This window comes from Xanthobacter versatilis, assembly GCF_043193975.1.
Taxonomy (GTDB): Bacteria; Pseudomonadota; Alphaproteobacteria; order Rhizobiales; family Xanthobacteraceae; genus Xanthobacter; species Xanthobacter autotrophicus_E.
The window spans coordinates 727715-746864 of sequence record NZ_JBAFVB010000001.1 but is presented as its reverse complement, the minus strand read 5'-3'; the positions used below and the strand labels follow the sequence as shown (position 1 = coordinate 746864).

The 19150-nt window shown below is 69.1% G+C and carries 21 protein-coding genes; 11 read left to right on the top strand and 10 right to left on the bottom strand.

Features of this window, described 5'->3' with window-relative positions:
- Nucleotides 1–8: 8 nt before the first annotated feature.
- A complete protein-coding gene (locus V5F66_RS03385; protein ID WP_012113617.1) occupies nt 9–719 on the bottom strand; it encodes an SDR family oxidoreductase in 711 nt (236 codons plus the stop codon).
- Nucleotides 720–860: 141 nt separating this feature from the next.
- Here V5F66_RS03385 and V5F66_RS03380 point away from each other — a divergent pair, with 141 nt between their 5' ends.
- On the top strand, nt 861–1802 hold the full coding sequence (locus tag V5F66_RS03380) for a LysR family transcriptional regulator (protein ID WP_394093231.1): 942 nt from the start codon (nt 861–863) through the stop codon (nt 1800–1802).
- On the opposite strand, the gene V5F66_RS03375 is transcribed toward V5F66_RS03380, so the two are convergent.
- From V5F66_RS03375 to V5F66_RS03365, 3 genes are all read right to left on the bottom strand, one after another.
- Nucleotides 1803–3050, bottom strand: a complete 1248-nt coding sequence (locus tag V5F66_RS03375) for an Hsp70 family protein (protein WP_394006821.1) — start codon at nt 3048–3050, stop codon at nt 1803–1805.
- Between the two features lie 160 nt (nt 3051–3210).
- Nucleotides 3211–5040 carry a DEAD/DEAH box helicase gene (locus V5F66_RS03370; protein ID WP_394049911.1) on the bottom strand — a complete coding sequence of 610 codons (1830 nt, stop codon included), beginning with the start codon at nt 5038–5040 and terminating at the stop codon, nt 3211–3213.
- 263 nt (nt 5041–5303) lie between these two features.
- On the bottom strand, nt 5304–6134 hold the full coding sequence (locus V5F66_RS03365; RefSeq protein WP_394093230.1) for a transglutaminase-like domain-containing protein: 831 nt from the start codon (nt 6132–6134) through the stop codon (nt 5304–5306).
- A gap of 217 nt (nt 6135–6351) precedes the next feature.
- Between V5F66_RS03365 and V5F66_RS03360 the strand changes: the two genes are divergently transcribed.
- The 8 genes from V5F66_RS03360 to V5F66_RS03325 all read left to right on the top strand — a co-directional run bounded on the left by V5F66_RS03360 (nt 6352) and on the right by V5F66_RS03325 (nt 12236).
- The gene (locus V5F66_RS03360; protein WP_394093229.1) at nt 6352–6843 is read left to right on the top strand and encodes a Na+/H+ antiporter subunit E; all 492 of its coding nucleotides are present in this window, start codon (nt 6352–6354) and stop codon (nt 6841–6843) included.
- Nucleotides 6836–7129 carry a monovalent cation/H+ antiporter complex subunit F gene (locus tag V5F66_RS03355; RefSeq protein ID WP_394093228.1) on the top strand — a complete coding sequence of 98 codons (294 nt, stop codon included), beginning with the start codon at nt 6836–6838 and terminating at the stop codon, nt 7127–7129. Before V5F66_RS03360 ends, V5F66_RS03355 begins: the two co-directional genes overlap by 8 nt.
- Entirely contained in the window at nt 7126–7452 is a 327-nt protein-coding gene (locus tag V5F66_RS03350) for a monovalent cation/H(+) antiporter subunit G (protein ID WP_394093227.1), read from the top strand. Before V5F66_RS03355 ends, V5F66_RS03350 begins: the two co-directional genes overlap by 4 nt.
- A complete protein-coding gene (locus V5F66_RS03345; protein ID WP_394093226.1) occupies nt 7449–8381 on the top strand; it encodes an MnhB domain-containing protein in 933 nt (310 codons plus the stop codon). Before V5F66_RS03350 ends, V5F66_RS03345 begins: the two co-directional genes overlap by 4 nt.
- Nucleotides 8378–8698 carry an NADH-quinone oxidoreductase subunit K gene (locus V5F66_RS03340; RefSeq protein WP_394093225.1) on the top strand — a complete coding sequence of 107 codons (321 nt, stop codon included), beginning with the start codon at nt 8378–8380 and terminating at the stop codon, nt 8696–8698. The genes V5F66_RS03345 and V5F66_RS03340 overlap by 4 nt, the downstream gene beginning before the upstream one ends.
- Nucleotides 8695–10200: a complex I subunit 5 family protein gene (locus V5F66_RS03335; RefSeq protein ID WP_394093224.1), complete on the top strand. Its 1506-nt coding sequence runs from the start codon at nt 8695–8697 to the stop codon at nt 10198–10200. Before V5F66_RS03340 ends, V5F66_RS03335 begins: the two co-directional genes overlap by 4 nt.
- A complete protein-coding gene (locus V5F66_RS03330; protein WP_394093223.1) occupies nt 10197–11888 on the top strand; it encodes a complex I subunit 5 family protein in 1692 nt (563 codons plus the stop codon). The genes V5F66_RS03335 and V5F66_RS03330 overlap by 4 nt, the downstream gene beginning before the upstream one ends.
- A 105-nt stretch (nt 11889–11993) precedes the next feature.
- Nucleotides 11994–12236 (top strand): BrnA antitoxin family protein, encoded by a 243-nt coding sequence (locus V5F66_RS03325; protein ID WP_012113605.1) that lies wholly within the window; start codon nt 11994–11996, stop codon nt 12234–12236.
- Nucleotides 12237–12245: 9 nt separating this feature from the next.
- On the opposite strand, the gene V5F66_RS03320 is transcribed toward V5F66_RS03325, so the two are convergent.
- Complete coding sequence (locus V5F66_RS03320) at nt 12246–12386, bottom strand: hypothetical protein (protein WP_394093222.1); 141 nt, start codon at nt 12384–12386, stop codon at nt 12246–12248.
- Nucleotides 12387–12410: 24 nt separating this feature from the next.
- On the opposite strand from V5F66_RS03320, the gene V5F66_RS03315 reads away from it, so the two are divergent.
- On the top strand, nt 12411–12629 hold the full coding sequence (locus tag V5F66_RS03315) for an NAD-binding protein (protein WP_394093221.1): 219 nt from the start codon (nt 12411–12413) through the stop codon (nt 12627–12629).
- A 123-nt stretch (nt 12630–12752) separates the two neighbouring features.
- Nucleotides 12753–13949: an ABC transporter substrate-binding protein gene (locus tag V5F66_RS03310; RefSeq protein WP_394093220.1), complete on the top strand. Its 1197-nt coding sequence runs from the start codon at nt 12753–12755 to the stop codon at nt 13947–13949.
- Nucleotides 13950–14127: 178 nt separating this feature from the next.
- Here V5F66_RS03310 and V5F66_RS03305 read toward each other — a convergent pair whose 3' ends face one another.
- The 5 genes from V5F66_RS03305 to V5F66_RS03285 all read right to left on the bottom strand — a co-directional run bounded on the left by V5F66_RS03305 (nt 14128) and on the right by V5F66_RS03285 (nt 19125).
- On the bottom strand, nt 14128–14844 hold the full coding sequence (locus V5F66_RS03305; RefSeq protein WP_012113602.1) for an ABC transporter ATP-binding protein: 717 nt from the start codon (nt 14842–14844) through the stop codon (nt 14128–14130).
- Nucleotides 14844–15596: an ABC transporter ATP-binding protein gene (locus V5F66_RS03300; protein ID WP_012113601.1), complete on the bottom strand. Its 753-nt coding sequence runs from the start codon at nt 15594–15596 to the stop codon at nt 14844–14846. Before V5F66_RS03300 ends, V5F66_RS03305 begins: the two co-directional genes overlap by 1 nt.
- Nucleotides 15593–16819: a branched-chain amino acid ABC transporter permease gene (locus V5F66_RS03295; protein WP_394003060.1), complete on the bottom strand. Its 1227-nt coding sequence runs from the start codon at nt 16817–16819 to the stop codon at nt 15593–15595. Before V5F66_RS03295 ends, V5F66_RS03300 begins: the two co-directional genes overlap by 4 nt.
- Before the next feature lie 3 nt (nt 16820–16822).
- Nucleotides 16823–17764: a branched-chain amino acid ABC transporter permease gene (locus tag V5F66_RS03290; protein WP_394003058.1), complete on the bottom strand. Its 942-nt coding sequence runs from the start codon at nt 17762–17764 to the stop codon at nt 16823–16825.
- Nucleotides 17765–17877: 113 nt separating this feature from the next.
- Nucleotides 17878–19125 carry a branched-chain amino acid ABC transporter substrate-binding protein gene (locus tag V5F66_RS03285; protein WP_394093219.1) on the bottom strand — a complete coding sequence of 416 codons (1248 nt, stop codon included), beginning with the start codon at nt 19123–19125 and terminating at the stop codon, nt 17878–17880.
- Nucleotides 19126–19150: the final 25 nt, after the last annotated feature.

Below are 19150 nucleotides of genomic sequence, written 5' to 3'. Positions count from 1 at the left end.
TGCCGACCTCACGCAATGGTGCCGCCACCATCGACCGTGACGGTCGTGCCGGTGACGAACGGGTTGGTGGCGACGAAAAGGATCGCCTGCGCGATGTCCTCCGGCCGCCCCACACGGCGGGCGGGCAGACGCTCGGCGGTGCGAGCGAACATGGCCGCGCGGTCGTCCTCCCGCATGCCCTGCCACAGCGGCGTGTCGATCAGTCCGGGCGAGACGGTATTGACGCGCACTGGCGCCCGCTCGAGCGCCAGGCCGCGGGCGAGCGCCTCGATCGCGGCGTTGATCGCGCCCTGCAGCACCGCGCCCGCGCTCGGCCGGTGGGAAAGGAAGCCGGATACGAAGGTGATGGAGCCTCCATCCGCCACCTGCGCAGCGCGGGCGACGCGGTAGGCGCCCCAGAACTTGCTCTCCATGGAGGCCTTCGCGGCCTCCAGAGGCAGGCCGGAGACCGGGCCACTCTTGGTCGCAGCGGCCGCGATGGCGACGTGGTCGAAGGCCGGCGCCTCCGCGAAGACGCGTTCGATGGCACCATCGTCGAGAATGTCGAGGGCCACCGCCACGCCGCCGGTCCCGGTCGCAACGGCATCCAGCTTCGGCCCCGGCCGGCCGGCGGCGAACACGTGGGCGCCGGCATCAGCAAAGGCCCGCGCAGTGGCCGCGCCGATGCCGCCGCCCGCGCCAACGATCAGAACGCGCTTGCCTGTCAGGTCGAGTGCCATGATGAGACCTCCTGTGCTCGTCTCCGGCCTGCCGCAGCCGGGAAAGTCCAATTCGCCATGAGGGCAATGTGCGCTCTTGTTCTGAAGCTGATAAGCGAGCACGCATACGAGGTATTCTCGCATTCAAGTTGAGAACATGCGGTGCTGGACGACCTGAATGAGCTGAAGACGTTCCGGGCGATCCTGGCCGAGGGTAGCCTATCGGCCGCCGCGCGGCGGCTCGGCGTCACCCTCGCGGTGGTGAGCAAGCGACTGGCGACGCTGGAGGATCGGGCCGGCGTGCGCCTCATCCATCGCACCACCCGCGCGCTCAGCCCCACCGAGGAAGGCGCGCGCCTGCTGATCGATGTGGAGCGTGCGCTGGACGCCATCGAGGCCGGCGAGGAGCGGCTGGCGAGCGGCCGGGTCGAACCCTCGGGCGCTCTGCGGGTCAGCGCGCCCATCGCCTTCGGCCGCCGCTGCGTGGCGCCGGTGCTCGCCCAACTGGCCACGCGCCATGCCCGGCTCGCGGTCGCGCTGGAACTGGACGACCGGGTGGTGGACTTGGTGGGAGAGGGGTTCGACGTGGCCATCCGCATCGGCGCGCCCGTCGACAGTTCAGCCATGATGCGCAAGCTCGCCGACAACAGGCGCATCCTGGTCGCCGCTCCAGCCTATCTCGACCGGGCGGGCCGGCCGGTGACCCCGGAGGAGGCCGCCGGCCATGCGTTCCTGCGCTACGGCCGCGGCAGCGACCCGTGGCGGCTGCGGGGACCGGACGGAGCAACGGCCAGCCTTGGCGCGGCGGCGCGGTTGCGTGTCGACGATGGCGACGTGGTGCACCACTGGGCGCTTGCCGGCCTCGGCATCATGCTCAAGTCCGAGGTGGATGTGGCGCAGGACCTTGCCACCGGTCGGCTCACCCGCGTGCTGCCCGGTTGGGATGGCGGGGATGCGCCCATTCTCGCGCTTTATCCCAGTGCCCGGCATGTGCCGCTGAAGACGCGGGTGCTGCTCGACGCGCTCGCCGCTCACCTCGCCACCCTCATGGCCGGCGAAAGCCGCCGGCCCGCGGCACCCCTGCCGGCGCTTGACGTGCTTTAACTAGCCGTACCGCCGGCTCGCCTCTATGGCGAGGCCGGTGCCCACCGAGCCGAAGGTGTCGCCCTCGATCACCCGGGCCTGAGGCACGCAGGTGCAGATGGCCGCGCGCACATGGCTGAGGCGGGTGGAGCCGCCGGTGAGGAACAGGGCGTCGATGTCGTCGGCCTTCAGGCCCGCCGTGGCGAGGCAGGACGCAATCCGCCCGGCGATGCGATCGGCCAGCAGGCCGGTGTGCCGCACCAGATCCTCATGGGCGATGCCCACGGACAGGCCCGCTTCCAGCACCGCCAGATCCAGTACGGTGGCGCCCGCCTCGGCCACGCGGATCTTCGCGGTCTCCACGTCGAGGGCGAGGCTGTGGCCGCGTTCGTCCTCCACCGCCCGCGCGAGGCGCGATACCAGGTGGGGACGCTCGGCATCGCGCTCCAGCTCGCGGATGGAGCGGGCGGTCTTGCCGTCATAGAGCCGGTTGATGGCGGACCAGGTGGCAAGATCCTGATAGATGCCCACCGGCATGGACAGGCCCTTGCGCTTCAGCGGGCTGCCGTGGCCGAGCAGCGGCATGACCATGGACAGGGAGAGCTGCCGGTCGAAATCCGTGCCGCCCACGCGCACGCCCTCGTTGGCGAGGATGTCGGACGCCCGGTCGGACTGGCTGGCATGCCCGCGCGCAATGCGCACGATGGAAAAGTCCGAGGTGCCGCCGCCGATATCGGCGATCAGGGCCAGTTCCTCGCCCGCCACCTGCCGCTCATAATCGAGGCTCGCCGCGATGGGCTCGAACTGGAACGACAGGTCGGTAAAGCCGATCTCGCGGGCGATGGCGCCCAGCACGTCCTGCGCCCGCATGTCGCCGGCCGCGTCGCCATCCACGAAGTGCACGGGACGGCCGAGCACCACCTGATTGAGCGCGCCACCGGCCGCCGCCTCGCCCCGGGCCTTCACCGCGCCGAGAAACGCCGCGATCACCGCCCGGAAGCTCAGCCGCAGCCGGCCGACTGAGGTGGTCTCATCCACCAGCGCCGTGCCGAGCACCGATTTCAGGGCGCGCATCAGCCGGCCCTGCTCGCCCGAGACATAGGCCGCCATGGCCGCGCGTCCCACCAGCGGCTCGGCGCTACGGGGGAAGAAGATGGCGCTCGGCAGCGTGTCGGCAGCCCCTTCCAGGGGCGCAAGACGCGGACCGTCCGCGCCGATGAAGCCGAGCGTGGTGTTGGAGGTGCCGAAATCGAGGCCGCAGGCGGTCATGGGCCCTCCGTGCAGGATGCGGGATGCGGAAGGGGGCGCTTGCTAGAGCATGTCGTGCTGCAACGCAAGAGATCAAGCGCAGGCGGCCGCCGGAGCAGCCCCTTTTCGGGGCCGCCCTCAGGCTGACCGATGCAGGTTCGCTCCCGGGTCGGAGGCGCGATCAGGGGCGGCGCGGCTTCTTTCCTGCCGGCTTGCCTGCGAAGGTGCCGGGACCGCGATCCGCAGGACCTCGGCTTGGTGGCTTCCCGCCCTTGCCCGGTCCGGCCTTGTCGCGGAACGGCTTGCCCCGGCCCGGCCGGTCCTGCCCCGGCTTTTCATAGCCCGGCTTGTCGTATCTCTGCTTGTCTTGGGGCCCCTTCCAGCGCGGCGCCGGCCGCTCGGGACGGCTCGACGGCGCGCCGCCGGGCAGCGGCTCGATGATCACGTCCGAGCCATCGGACTTGCGCGCGGACGTGCTGAAACGGTCGAGGGCGGCGGCGCTCACCTCGAAGGCGGTTTCCTCGTCGAAGATGCGGATGGCGCCGATGTCGTCGCGGGTCACGTTCCCGCGGCGGCAGATCAGCGGCAGCAGCCAGCGCGGGTCCGCCTTATTGCGGCGCCCGATATTGAGGCGGAACCACGCCCCGCCGCCGGCGCCGGCAGGTCCGCCGAGCCCGCGCGCGGCGGCACGGTCGCGGCCGCGCGGCTCGCCGGGGTCGGCCACCTCCTCGGGCGAGGGCAGGCCAGCGCGATAAAGGCGCACCAGCGCCGCCACCAGATGCTCGGCCGGCTGCTGCTCCAGCAGGGCGCGGGCGACGGCGGCGTCCTCCTCGTTCGGCTCGTCGGTGAGCAGCGGATCGCGCAGCATGCGCTCGTGGTCGAGCTTGCGGATCTCGTCGGCGGTGGGCGGTCCCGACCAGGCCGGGGTCAGGCCCATGCCCCGCAGCATGTCTTCAGTCCGGCGGCGGCGAAACGGTGGCACCAGCAACACGCTGACGCCCTTGCGGCCGGCCCGGCCGGTGCGGCCGCTGCGGTGCTGGAGGCTCTCGGCGTCGTTCGGCAGGTCGGCATGGATGACGAGGCCGAGGCTCGGCAGATCGATGCCGCGCGCCGCCACGTCGGTGGCGACGCACACCCGCGCTCGGCCGTCGCGCAGGGCCTGAAGCGCGGAGTTGCGCTCGTTCTGGCTCAGCTCGCCGGACAGGGCGACGGCTGAAAACTGCCGCTCCTGCAGGGTCGCGTGCAGATGCCGCACGGTTTCGCGGGTGTTGCAGAACACGATGGCGCTCGGCGCATCATAAAAGCGCAGCACGTTGACGACGGCGTGCTCGATCTCCTTCGGCACCACGCGCATGGCGCGGTATTCGATGTCGGCATGGCCGCCCTCGGCGCTCGCCACCTCGATGCGCAGGGCCTCGCGCTGGTAACGCTTGGCCAGCATGGTTATGCCGCGCGGCAGCGTCGCCGAGAACAGCAGGCTGCGCCGCTCCGGCGGGGTGGCGTCGAGGATGAACTGGAGATCCTCGCGGAAGCCGAGGTCGAGCATTTCGTCGGCTTCGTCCAGCACGACGACCCGCACGGCGGAGATATCGAGCCGGCCCCGCTCCAGATGGTCGCGCAGGCGGCCGGGGGTGCCGACCACCATGTGGGCGCCCCGGCTGAGCGCGCGCTGTTCCTGGCGTGGGTCCATGCCGCCGACGCAGGAGACGATGCGCGCACCCGTCGCCGCATAAAGCCACTCGAACTCGCGCTGGACCTGCAGGGCCAGTTCACGGGTGGGGGCCACCACCAGCGCCTGCGGCGCCGTGGCGGGACCGAAGCGCTCATCCGTGCCCAGCAGCGTGTCCGCCATGGCGAGGCCATAGGCCACTGTCTTGCCCGATCCGGTCTGCGCGGACACGAGGAGGTCGCGCCCCGACGCCTCGGGGGCAAGCACGGCAAGCTGCACCGGCGTCGGATCGTTGTAGTCCCGCTCGGCCAAAGCGCGGGCGAGCGCCGGGTTTGTCGTCATGAAGGGCACGGGCTTGGTTCCGCCTATCTGGCACTGTCGTCAGGCGTCGAACGGGAGCCATCGGATGGGGTTGGGGAGCTCTTCTTAATCGAGCAGACGCCCTGATACCACGGCCAGCTTGATCTGATCCAATGTCGCCCCTCCCGCAATACCCCTCCCGCCCCAGTGCATGTCATGTGCGTGAGCGCCGCACCAGCTGCGCTCCCCAGAATCGACAAGCCGCTCCCCCGGCGGGCGAAGCGGCTTGTGTAGGGGTGCCAGAGCTAGCCGACGGCGACGGCGCGGACCGTAGGCTCCTCCTCGGCGTCGGGACTGACGGCTTCAATGCCCACGGACATGCCTTTGAACTCGGCGTCGCCGTAGATCGTGGCGAAGGCCGCGTCGGCGGCATCCCGGCCGACGCCGATCCGCACCAGCCCCTGCAGGGCGGCCTGCCGGGTGGCGTCGAACAGGTACCATTCGCCACCCAGATAGGCCTCGAAGACCGCATGGAAATCCGGCGGGTCCAGCTGCCAGGCATAGCCGCTGGCGAACCGGGTGGGGATGTTCAGGGCGCGGCAGAAGGCGATGCCGAGATGCGCGAAATCCCGGCACACGCCGGCACGCAGCACCATGGTGTCATAGGCGGAGGTCTGGGCATCGCTGGAACCGCGCTCATAGTCCACGTGATCGTGGATCCAGCCGCAAATGGCATTCACCCGGTTGTGGCCGGGTTCCAGCTCGCCGAACTCGCGGCGGGCAAACCGCCCGAGAAGGTCGGACTGACAGAAGCGGCTGGGGTTGAGATAGGGCAGGATGTCGAGCGGCAGCTCACCCACAGGCACTTCGCCGATGCCGGTGGGCTCCTTCTCGATCATGTTCACCTCAACCTCGCCGGCGTAGGCCACGCTGAACGGACCCGGGTTTGCGATCACCCGCAGGAAGCGGCTGCCGCCCTCATCCTCGGCGAACCGCTCGATGGCGTAGCCCGGCGTCAGTTGCAGCCGCTCGGCGATGATCCGTTGCCGGCGCAGGGCGGCGGCTTCGACGTTGAGAATGAACACGGTGGGAGACTTCACCTCGTATTCGAGGCGGGATTGGACGGCGAAGCGCATTTTTGCCCCCGTTGGTCCGCGCGCGGACGGCGCGAGGAAGACTCCGCACACGGCGCTTTGTTCCACCGAACGTCCCGCAAAGCCGAAGGCGCCACTGCGCCCGCCCCTTTCGCGCGAACCGTAGCCTGTACCTTCCGTCCGGTGCACGCGCTGGCTATGATGCCACCATGCTGCATAGCAGCATCCGGATGGACGACGCAGGCTGGGAAGGCCGGAAATGGGGAAACTCTTCAGCGCGCACGGCGCGGCACGCTGGCTTTCGTTCTTCGCGGGGTGGGTGATTCTCGGGCGCATCGGCGCCATCGACCTCGCCGCCGGCCTCGTCATATCCGCCCTCGCCACGGTCCTCAGCCTCCACCTGCTACCGACCGTGGGACCGAACCGCCTCAACCCTAGGGCGATGCTGGCCTATGCGGCCCGCTTCTTCGCCGGCTCGCTGCGCGCCGGCTGGGACGTTGCGTGGCGGGTCGCCGCCCGTCCGCCCCGGGTGAATCCCGGCGTGCTGGAGGTGCCCTGCGCCGTACCGCAAGGCCTCGCGCGGGACGCGTTTCGAGCGCTCGCCAGCCTCCAGCCGGGCACGCTGCCCCTCACCGGACAGGGACCGGAGCTGCAGGTGCATTGCCTCGATATCACCGCCCCGGTCGCAGCAATGCTGGATGCGGACGCCACTGCCTTCCTCGCCATGGCGGACACGCCACGCCATGGCTGACCTGCTCTTTTCGGCGGCGACACTGCTTCTGCTCCTCGCCACAGCGGGCCTTGCGGCCCTGTGGCGGGCCGGCAACGACGTGGATCGCTTGCTGGCTGTCCAGTTGCTCGGCGCGGCCGGGATCGCCGTGCTGCTGCTGCTGACGCCGGCCACGGGCGATCCCGCGCTGCTCGACACAGCACTGCTGCTGGCCCTGCTCGCCGCGCTGGCGGCCTGCGCCTATCGCGCTGCCTTCGGCTCGGTGCGCCCAAAGGCGGGAACACCCCCAGCGGCGCCCCGGCCATGAGCCTGATCGCGGACGCCTTCACCCTCGTGTTCATCGCGGCCGGCATCGCCTTCTTCGCCGCCGGAACCCTCGGCCTCGTGCGCCTGCCGGGGACGCTGTCGCGCATCCACGCCCTCACCAAGGCCGACAATGTGGGCCTCGCCCTCATCGTGCTCGGCCTGTTACCGCAGGCGGCGAGCTTGCTGGATGCCGCCAAGATGGTGGCGGTCTGGCTGCTGGCCCAGCTCGCCTCCGGCGCGGCAGCCCAAGTCATGGCGGAAGCCGTGATAACAGAATCGAAGGACGCCGGCGACGCGCCCGCTTCGGGGGAGGACAGCCGGTGAGCCTCGTGTTCGATGCCGTGCTTTGCCTCCTGCTGTTGGCCGGTGCGATGGGCGTGGTGGCTACCGGCGCGGCACGGCCGGCGGTGATCGCCTTCATCGGTTATGGGCTGCTGCTGGGCCTTGCCTGGGTGCGCCTTGCCGCCGTGGACGTGGCGCTAACCGAGATCGCCATCGGCAGCGGCATTTCCGGCGTGGTGCTGCTGCGCTGCGTCCGCGCCCTGTCCGCAACTCCGAAGTCGTCCGCACCCAATCGCGCCCTGCGGCCGCTGGCGGCGGTCGTTTCCATCGCCATCGCGGTGGCGCTCGGGGCGGCGGTGCTCGCCTTGCCGGAGCCGGCACCCACCCGCGCCTCCGACGTGGCTGCCGCCCTGCCCGCCACCGATCTGGGCAATCCGGTCACCGGGGTGCTCCTCGTCTTCCGCGCCCTCGACACGCTGCTGGAAAAGGTGGTGCTGCTGTTGTCCCTGGTGGGCGTTTGGGCCCTTTCCCGGGATCCGGCCTGCCGGGGGCGGCCGGATCCCCTGTCGGTGGAACCCGCGCCCGCACCCTCCGCCTTCCTCGCCCGGGTGCTGGCGCCCGTGGGCGTGCTGGTGGGGCTCTATCTGCTGTGGGCCGGCGCCGATCATCCCGGCGGGGCGTTCCAGAGCGGGGCGGTGCTCGCCGCCATGGGCCTGCTCTTGGTCATGGGCGACCAGATCAGCATCCCGGCCACGCAAAGCCGTGGCCTGCGGCTGATGCTGCTGGCCGGCCCGTTCGGATTTCTCGCGGTGGGCTTTGCCGGCTGGGCGACGGCGGGCGTGTTCCTGGGCTATCCGCCGGGGGCGGAGAAAGCGGTCATCATCGCCGTGGAAGTCGCCATCACCCTCTCCATCGCCGTCACCCTCGGCCTCATCGTTCTGGGCCCGCCGGCCGGAGAGGAGCGCTCGTGACCGGCGTTACTCTCTTCGACCTCGCCGGGGCGGCTCTTGTCGGCTGTGGTGTCTACGGGCTGCTGACGGCGCCCGGCGCCCTCGGCCGCATCCTCGCCTTCAACATCCTCGGCGGCGGGGTCTTCCTGATTTTCGGCGTGGTGGCGCGGCGCGGCGCGGGCGCCGGCTTCAATGCTGATCCAGTGCCGCAGGCGCTGGTGATCACCGGCATCGTGGTGGCCTTCTGCGCCACCGCCCTCGCCGCCGCCCTGCTGGTGCGGTTGTCCGCAACTCAGGCCGAGGCCGCGCACGAAGATGAGCGGGAGAAGGACACGTGAGCGCCCTTCTCGTCCTCGCGATCACGGCACCGCTCCTCGGCCTCGTGCCGCTTCTCCTGCTCGGGCCGCGCACCGGCGAGCGCGCGGCGCTGGGGATGCTCGCCGTCAATGTCGCCATCACCGCCGGCATCGCCGAGCGGGTGGCGCAGGGCGGACGGGCGCTGGGCTATTTCGTCGGCGGCTTTGCCCCGCCGCTGGGCGTCGGGCTGCGGGCCGACGGCTTTGCTGCCGCCATGATGCTGATGGCCGCCCTGGTGCTGCTCTTCACCGGCCTGTTCGCCATGACCGGGCCGGGGGATATGACGCGCAAGGTGAAGGCGCGTGGCTCGGCGGGCATGCCGGCCACCTTCTTCATCCTGCTTTTGTCGCTCGCCTGCGCGCTCAACCTCGCGTTCCTGGCGCAGGACCTCTTCACCCTCTATGTGGCGCTGGAACTGCTCACCTTCGCCGCCGTGCCGCTGGTGTGCCTGGAAGGCAAGGCGGGGCAGCTTGCGGCGGCGCTCACCTACCTGCTGTTCGCCCTGTTCGGCTCGGTGCTGTACCTGCTGGGCGTGGTGCTCATCTACGGCCTGTTCGGCACGCTGGACATCGCCCACCTCGCCGGCCTGATGGCGCACGGAGCCGGCGGGGCGACCGCCGCCGCGGCGCTTGCCTTGATGAGCGCGGGGCTGATGGCCAAGGCCGCCCTGTTCCCGCTCCACCTCTGGCTGCCGCCGGCCCATTCCGGCGCACCGCCGGCGGCGAGCGCGGTGCTTTCCGCCGTGGTCATCAAGGCGCCGCTGTTCCTTCTGGTGCGGCTCTGGTCGGACCTTGCGCCCTTGCCCCTGACCCAGCTGACCGGCCCCGTTTTCGCCCTCTGCGGCGCGGCGGCCATCGTGTTCTGCGGAGTGGTGGCGCTGGCGCAGGAGCGGCTGAAGCTGCTCATCGCCTATTCCACGGCGGCGCAGATCGGCTACCTGTGCCTCATGTTCCCCCTCGCGGCGTCCAGCGACGGGCCATCTAGCGCGCTGGCGTGGACCGGGGGCACGCTCCACCTCGTCTCCCACGCCTTGTCCAAGGCCGCCATGTTCCTCGCCGCCGGGCTGATCGCAGAGACCATGGGGCATGACCGGCTGTCGGGATTGGGGGGTGTCGGCCGGCTGGCGCCGGTGAGCGTCGCCGCCTTCGGCCTCGGCGGCCTGTCGCTCATGGGGCTGCCGCCCTCCGGCGGGTTCGTGGCCAAGGTGATGCTGCTGACCTCGGCCCTGCAGCAGGGCTCGTGGTGGATCGCCACGGTGGTGCTCGTGGGCGGGCTGCTGGCGGGCGGCTATGTGCTGCGGGTGGTGGTGATCGCCCTGCAGCATCCCGATGCCGACCTGCCCGATGCGCGGGAGTGCCGCTGGCGGGCGATGATCGCCCTCGCCCTCGCCTTCGGGGCCATGCTGGTGGGCTTCATGCCGCTCGCTCCCCTGCCCTTCCTGGAGATCGGCCGCCCCCTGACCTGGACGGGAGTGATGCCATGACCGGCGAGACCCTGTCCCCGCCGCTCGATCTCTCCGCCCTCGAACCGGCCATGCCGGCGCTGTCCGAGGCGCTCATGGTGGTGGCGATCGCGCTGCCGCTGGTGCTGGCCTTCGCCGCGCTGGTGCCGGCGGTGCGCCGGGCCCTGCCCCATCTTCTGGTTTTCGTCCCGCTTCCGGCGCTGATCGCGGCCCTCGCCGTGCTGCGGGGACTTTCGGTGCTGGTGGCGCCCGATCCCTTCCGCTTCACCCTCGCCCTCGACGCACCGGGGGCGCTGCTGCTGGGCGGGGCGTCGCTCTTGTGGATGACCGCCGGAACCTATGCCATGGCCTATCTGCGCAAGGACCCGGCGCGGCCGGCCGTCATGATCTGGTGGCTGCTCACCATGGCGGGGTCCTTCGCCGTGTTTCTGGTGGCGGACGTTGCGAGTTTCTATCTCGCCTATGCCCTGGTGAGCTTTTCCGCCTATGGCCTTGCCGCCCATGACGACACCCCACAGGCCCGGCGCGCGGGCTCGCTCTACCTGGCCTTGACCGTGCTGGGCGAGGCGCTGCTCATCGCAGCCTTCGTCATGCTCGCCTCCGGCGCAACCGACGCCAACCCGCAGATCCGCGATGCGGTGGCCCTGCTGCCCACCTCGCCGTGGAAGACGCCGGTGCTGGTTCTGATCCTCCTCGGCTTCATCCTGAAGATGGGCCTCTTTCCCCTGCATGTGTGGATGCCGCTGGCCCATTCCGTGGCGCCGGTTCCAGGCTCGGCGGTGCTCTCCGGCGTGGTGGTGAAGGCCGGGGTCATCGGCCTTCTGCGCTTCCTGCCCGAGGGCGTGCCTTTGCCCGGCTGGGGCGCGATGCTGTGCGGCGCCGGCCTGTTCACGGCCTATTACGGGGTCGCTGTGGGCCTCACCCAGACCCATCCCAAGCGCGCCCTCGCCTATTCCACCGTGAGCCAGATGGGCGTGGTGGCGGCGGTGATCGGCGCCGGCGTCATGAACGGGACGGCCGGCACGTTCACCATCGCCGCGTTTTATGCGGCGAACCACATGCTGCTGAAGGGCGCCATGTTCCTTACTGTGGGTGTTGCCATGGCGTCCTCGCCCAAGCGGGCATGGGCGGTGGCGGCGGTCGCCGGCGTGCTGGGCCTGAGCCTTGCCGGCCTGCCGCTGACCGGCGGCGCCATGGCGAAATACGCCATCAAGCTCATCGTGCCGGATGGGGTGGCGGGCACCCTGGTCACCCTGTCCGCCGCCGGCAGCACCCTGCTGATGGCCCGCTATGCCTTGCTGGTGGCCCGCAGCGGCACGAAAGGCACGCCGCCGCGCGACCTCGTTGTGCCCGCGCTCGCCCTCGCCGTTCTGGCGCTGGTTTTGCCGTTTGCGCTGTTCGAGGCGGTGACGGGCCTGCCAGCATCGGCTGCCTTCACGCCATCGGCACTCCTGAAGGGGCTGTGGCCCGTGGCGCTCGGCCTCGGGGGCGCGGCGCTCCTGGCCTGGAGGGCGCCGCGCGTGCGGGAGGTGCCGGCCGGCGACATCCTCAACGCCCTCGGCGTTCTGGGCACTGCGGGCCGAGCGATCATGGGTGGTGCGGTGGCGGCTGACGACGTGCTGCGCCGCTGGCCGGTCGCCGCCTTCGCCCTGCTCGCGATCGCCGCCCTGCTCGCCGCCACGCTGACCTTCGCCGCCCTGCCTTTATAGCGAGCCCCGCCCATGGCAGGGTTCACATGACCGAATCGGTCGACCTGAGGCGGGAAGGCGTTGGCGTTCGGCCGCCGACGCACAAGACGAGTGAGGGAACATTCCATGTCGAGACCGCCATTTCGCCGGACCGGAAGCTCGGTGCGGGACACCGCCGAAGCGGCGTTCAAATCGGTCACCACCAAGCCTATCGAGGCGCCCCCGAAGGCCCCGGTCGTTCCCGGTGGGCGGGAAATGGTCGCGCTACGCATCGACCGCGAGGTGCTGGAGCATTTCCAGGAGGGCGGTCCCGGCTGGCAGGACCGCATCAACGACGCGCTCCGCAAGATCGTCGACGCCAAATCCTGAGTCGCGTCGTCAGCCGGGCCGCCGGCCGCCTGCGCTGAACCCGATGGGGTTTGAGCTCTGGAACGCGGCATTCACGCCGGCCGCGACCTCGTCCAGTTCGCGGGTGAAGATGAGGTCGTCGATATAATTGATGAAGTGATGCGGCCTCATCTCGGCGATCTTCTCGATCCTCGGATGGCGCGCCAGATCGGCTGCTCTACCATAGATGCCGAGCCCATAGTTGCCGCCGAGCTGATGGCCAAAGACCTGCCCCCATCCCAGGAGGCGGCGCGCACCGCCGGCGCCGCGATCCCGCTCGGCGCGTCAGCACAGAAAATCATTGCCCGCTTTGCTGAGAATGGCGGACGCTGTAGCGACTATGCTGGGGTCATCGATCTTCTCAGGCAGAGCTGAAACGTCCATCAGGTCCGAGCGCGCAAAGCGCCGGGCCAGCCCGAAACCGGGCCAGAGCACGCGCCAGGAAACTGCTCGAGGAAACGTGGCAGAATAAAATGGGGGGACACATTGAGACATGGCATGATCATGGGCCTCGTCGCGCTGCTGGCGACGACCATCGCGGCATCCGCCCAGGCGCCGAAAACCGTCAAGATCGGGGTTCTCAACGACCAGTCGGGCCCCTACTCCGACCTGGGCGGCATCGGATCGGTGGTGGCGGCTCAGATGGCAGTCGAGGATTCCGGCCTCAGCCAGAAGGGCTGGACCATCGAGGTGCTCTCGGCCGACCACCAGAACAAGGCCGACATCGCCGCCAGCGTCGCCCGCCAATGGTACGACGTGGACGGCGTCGACATGATCACCGACCTCACCAATTCCGCCGCCGCCCTCGCGGTGAACGAGATCACCCGCGACAAGAACAAGGTCATTCTGGCCTCGGGGGCGGCAACCTCCGACCTCACCGGGAAGGCGTGCTCTCCCAATACGGTACACTGGACCTCCGACACCTGGGCGTTCGCCCACGGAACCGGCCAGGCCATCGTGAAGACCGGGGGCGACACCTGGTTCTTCCTCACCGCCGACTATTCATTCGGCCAGGCCCTGGAGCGCGACACCGCCGCGGTGGTGGAAGAGTACGGCGGCAAGGTGATCGGCCGGGTCCGGGTGCCCCTCGACACGGCCGATTTCTCGTCCTTCCTGCTGCAGGCGCAGAGCTCCAAGGCGAAAATCGTCGGCCTTGCCAATTCGGGGGCCGACACCACCAATTCGATCAAGCAGGCGGCGGAATTCGGCATCGTCGCGGGCGGCCAGAACATTGCCGGCCTGCTCATCTACATCACCGATGTGCATTCCATGGGCCTGCAGACGGCGCAGGGCCTGATCCTGACCGCGCCCTTCTACTGGGATTTCAACGACGGCACGCGGGCCTTCTCCGCGCGCTTCGCCGACAAGATGCGCGGCACCAAGCCCTCCATGGCTCAGGCTGGTGTCTATTCGGCGACCCTCGCCTATCTCAAGGCGGTGGCCGAACTCGGCTCAAGCCAGGACGGCAAGGCGGTCGTGGACAAGATGAAGTCGGCGCCCATCAAGGACGTCCTGTTCGGCGACGGCTTGATCCGCGAGGATGGGCGCAAGATCCACAACATGTATCTCTTCGAGGTGAAGAAGCCGTCCGAGTCCAAGGCGCCGTGGGACTACTACAAGCTGCGCGCCACCATCCCCGCGGAAGAGGCCTTCCGCCCCCTCTCCGAGAGCGAGTGCCCGCTGGTGAAGAAGTAGTCGCCAGCCCCCTCCCCGTCATTCAACCGGCGGATCCAGGAAACTCCACTTCGTTGGTCGAGCTGCTCAATCTCGTGATCCAGGTAGAGATCCACACCGGACAGGGCGAGGCCGTTCCCGGCCCAGCCGCAAGGTGACGGTGGCGGCCGACCGATGCCGGCCCGCCGTCGGTGAACCGTCAGACCGCGAGCCACTCCTCCATCAGCCGCGCGTTCGAGGTGAGCGCCTCGGGGGCGCCCTCGAACACGATGCGGCCATGGCCCATGACGCACACCCGGTGCGACACCTTGAGGGCGATGGTGAGCTTCTGCTCCACCAGCAGCACCGACACCCCGCGCCGGTTGATGTCGGCGATGGCCTCGCCCACCACGGTCACGATCTTCGGGGCCAAGCCTTCCGTGGGCTCGTCGATGAGGATGACCAGCGGGTTGCCCAGCAGCGACCGGCACATGGTGAGCATCTGCTGCTCGCCGCCCGAAAGGCTGCCGGCGCGGGTGTTGCGCCGCTCCTTGAGGCGGGGGAAGTAATCAAACATCTGCTCGATGGTCCAGCGCGCGGCGCCTTCCGCGCCCTTCTGCTCGCCCATCCGCAGGTTTTCGTCCACCGTGAGGTTGAGGAAGACCTCGCGCTCCTCCGGCACATAGGCGATGCCGGAGCGGCAGATGGTGAAGGCGCGAGCGCCGGTGAGCTCCTTGCCGCGCAGCACGATGTGGCCGCCGGTGGGCGGCACCAGGCCCATGATGGCCTTCAGCGTCGTGGACCGGCCCGAGCCGTTGCGGCCCAGGAGGCTCACCACCTCCCCCTGCCCCACCTGGAAGGTGACGCCGTGCAGGATGTGGCTCTTGCCGTAATGGGCGTGGAGGCCGTCGATGGTGAGAAGCGACGTGTCGCGCATCAGCTGGCCTCCTCGCCGAGATAGGCTTCGCGCACGGCGAGGTTGCCGCGGATCTCGGCCGGCGTACCGGTGGCGATGATCTGCCCGTAGACCAGCACGCTGATGCGGTCGGAGAGGGAGAACACCACGTCCATGTCGTGCTCCACGATGAGCAGCGTGCGGCCCCTGGTGATCTCGCGGATGAGGCCCACCGTGTATTCCGTCTCCTCGTGCGACATGCCCGCCATGGGCTCGTCCAGGAGGATCACCTTGGGATCGCTTGCCAGCGTCATTCCGATCTCCAGCGAGCGCTGCTCGGAATAGGATAGCTCGCTGGCCAGCACGTTCGCCCGCTTCTCCAGCCGCACCTGGGCGAGCAGTTCGTCCGCCAGATGGGTCACCGCCTTGAGGCGGGAGGCGCGCCGCCAGAACACGAAGTCGAGGCCGAAGCGCCGCATCACCGCCAGCCGCAAATTCTCGAACACCGAGAGGCCGGGGAAGATGTTGGTGATCTGGAAGGAGCGCGCCAGCCCCTGCCGGTTCACCAGATGGGGCGCCATGCCGCCGATGGGCAGACCATCCAGCAGGATGTCGCCGGCCGTGGGCGTCAGCTGGCCGGAGATGAGGTGGAACAGGGTGGACTTGCCCGCCCCGTTCGGCCCGATCACCGCATGGCGCTCGCCCGGCACCACGTCGAGCTCGATGCCGCGGATGATCTCGATGGGACCGAAGGACTTGCGGACCCCGTGGAGGGACAGGACAGGCGTGCTCATGAAACGCCTCCGCGCTCAGGATCCAGACGACGGGATGCGACGTTGAGAAGGCCGATGCCCACCGCCATCAGGCCCAGCGGCAGGCCCCAGGTGACGGGCGAGAACGGCAGCCACTCGCGCCCGAACAGGATGACCGGCGGCCATGGGGCGGCGGCGATCATGGAACGGTAGTCGGTGGAGAAGAAGCGCTGCGCCAGCTCCACCATGCACACGAAGCCGAGGATGGCGAGTACCAGCGCAGCCGCGAACAGCAGCCCCCCCGAAAGCCGCTCCCAGCCGAGGCCGAAACGCCCCTCGCGGACCCGTTTGGCGAACTCGCCCACGAGACCGTCGGGCAGGAACATCATCACCAGCACGAACAGCACGCCCTGATAGAGCAGCCAGGACCGGGTGAGGTCCGACACCGCATAGCCGAAGAAGGACATGAGCGCAGCGCCGATGGCCGGCCCCAGGAACACCTTCACGCCGCCGATATAGCTGTTCAGCACCACCGAGGCGGAGAGCTGCATGTCGAGCACGACATAGTTGGCCGCCTCGATGTTGAGGGCCTGCAGGCCGCCCGCCACGCCTGAGAACATGGCCGAAACCGCGAACACCAGCACGCTGAGCCGGTGAACATTGTAGCCGAGGAAGCGCAGCCGGTGCGTATTCTCACGCAAGCCGAGGGTGAGGCGGCCCACCGGCGTCAGGGTGTAGAGATAGAGCAGCAGCAGGCAGAGCAGCACCCAGGCGAGGGTGAGGTAATAGACTTCGACGTTGCTGCCGAAGGTGAAGCCCCAGGCCGGCATGCGCATGGCGGAGACGCCCGCCTCGCCGCCGAACACCTCCTTCAGGTGCGGCGCCAGGGCATGCAGCAGCTCGGCCAGCGCCAGCGTGATCATGGAGAAATAGACGCCGGTGCGCTTGGTGGCGAACCAGCCGGCGGCGATGCCGCTCACGAGCCCCAGCAGGCCGCCCACCAGCGGCAGCAGCGGCGTGGGCAGGAGGCCGGCGCCGTTGAAGGCATTCATGGCGTGGATGGTGGCGAAGGCGCCGATGCCGAAATAGGCCGAATGGCCGAAGGAGAGCATCCCAGCCTGCCCGCACAGCAGGCTGAAGGCAGAGGCGAACAGGGCCGCGATCAGCATCTGGATCGACGCGTTGACGAGCCCTGCGGAGAGGAAGGCCGGGGCGGCGACCAGCGCCGCGACGGCAAGGGCGAGGAGGATGACCTTGGTGCGCATGGTTTAGCTCTTGTCGCCGAACAGGCCCGAGGGACGCACCAGCAGCACCAGCAGCATGAGCGCGAAGGGAATGGTTGCGGCAAGGCTCGACACCTGCAGCGTCAGCGGGCCGCCCACCGCGCGCGCCCAGTCGCCGAGGCCGACGACGCCGAGCAGGTCGGCAAAGCTCGCGTCGATGCCCACCGCCAGCGAGGTGACCACGCCGATGAGCAGAGAGGCGACCATGGCGCCTTCCAGCGAGCCGAGACCGCCGATGACCACCACCACGAACACCAGCACGCCGAGTTCCAGCGCCATGTTGGGATTGGTGGTGTAGAACGCCCCCGCCAGCGCGCCGGCGAGGCCCGCGAGCGCCGCGCCCACGCCGAACACGCCCATGAAGACGAGCGGCACATTGTGGCCCAGCGCCTCGGCCATGCGCGGCCGAAAGATGGCCGAGCGCACCACGATGCCCACCCGCGTCGTGGTGAGCAGCGCATAGATGACACCGAACATGGCCAGCGCCACCGCGCCCATGATGAGCCGGTAGACCGGATAATCGGTGCCGCCGATGCGGAAGGCGGCAAAGCTCAGGGCCGCAGGCACCCGGTAGTCCACCGGGAAATTGCCGAAGAACAGCTTGATCAGTTCCGCGATGATGAAGGACAGACCGAAGGTGAGCAGCAGTTCATGGGCATGGCCGAAGCGGTGGACCCGGCGCAGGAAATAGCGCTCCACCACCACCCCCACCGCGCCGACCACGATGGGCGCTACGATCACCGCCAGCGCGAAGCCGAGCACGCCCGACAGCGCATAGGCCACATAGGCGCCCAGCATGTAGAACGAGGCATGCGCGAAATTGAGGACGCCCATCATGCCGAAGATGAGGGTCAGTCCCGCCGAGACCATGAACAGCAGCAATCCGTAGATCGTGCCGTTCAGGACGGCGACAAAGAGATGTTCCATCAAATGTCCTCTCGCGTCAGGCAGAGGTGTTCGGCTGGACGGCGGATCGCGGCTTCATGACAGCCCCATGGCCGGGCGTGCCCCGGCCATGGCGGATCGTGAGGCGCGAAGGCTCAGTTGGGCCGCGTCATCTTGCAGGCGTCCTGCACCGGAGAGGAGGCCTCGGCGGCGGTGAAGAGCTTCATGGGCTTGAAGCCGAGGTTGGTGCCGTCCACCTTGAACTTGGCATCCTCCGCCACGATGGAGACCACCATGGGGATCTGCGCCTGGTGGTCGGCCGCGCGCATGCTGGCCTCACCCATGGGCGTCTTGACATTGACGTTCTCGAGGGCCTTGGCGACGGCATTGATGTCGACGCTGCCATCCTTGGCCGGTGGCACGCTTTTCAGCGCCTCACCCACCATGGCGACGCCGAAGGCGGTCTGCGGCTCGATATAGACCGGATAGTGGCCGGTCTTCGCCTTGTAGTCCTCGGCGAAGGCGGCAGTGGCCTCGCTCGCCTCGGCGTTGAAGGGGTGGGCGACCACATTGCCGAGCGCCACATCGCCGGCATTGGCAATATTACCCGGCTGGTCGAGGAAGGCGGTGGCGAAGCGGGTCTTCAGGCCCGCGCCATGGGCCGCTTTCATGAGCAGAAGCAGGTCGTTGGACCAGTTGCCGGTGATCACCGTCTCGGCGTTGGCGGCCGAGATCTTGGCGACGTACGGCGAGAAGTCCTGGATCTTGTTCACGTCGTGGAGGGTCTTTTCCACCACCGTGTAGCCGCCCAGGGGCGCATTGGCGACGATGGCGCCCTCCATGTCGATGCCCCAGCTGTAGTTCTGGTTCATGGAATAGACGCGGGTGCCGAGGATGCCGGCATCCTTCATGGCAAGCACCATGGGCTTCACCCGTACCTGCGCATTGGGATTGAAGCGGAAATGGTGGAAGTGGCACTTGGCGCCGGTCAGTTCCAGCGCCTCACCGCCCACGTTGAGGAAGATGACTTCCTTGCCGGGGTTGCGGATATTGTACTTGCGCACGTCCTCGGTGATCTGGCCCGACACGGCCGACGAGGCGCCCTGCACGATAAAGCGGGCGCCGTCGGCGATGGCCGCCTTCACCTTGTCAGCGGCGCCCACCGGGCCACCCTGGTTGTCGTACTCCAATAGGACGACCGGCTCGCCGCCATAGCCGCCGCCGGCGTTGATCTTGTCGATGCCGTATTTGGCGGCGGTCTTGAACAGCAGGCCGGTGGAGGCCTGCGGGCCGGAAAGGGTCTCGATCACCGCGACCTTCAGCGGCTCGGCGCTGGCTGCGCCGGCGGTGGAGGCGAGGAGCATCGCGGCGATCGGCGCGAGGAAACGTGCACGGATGGTCATGAAAAGTCCTCCCTGGGACGTGGTT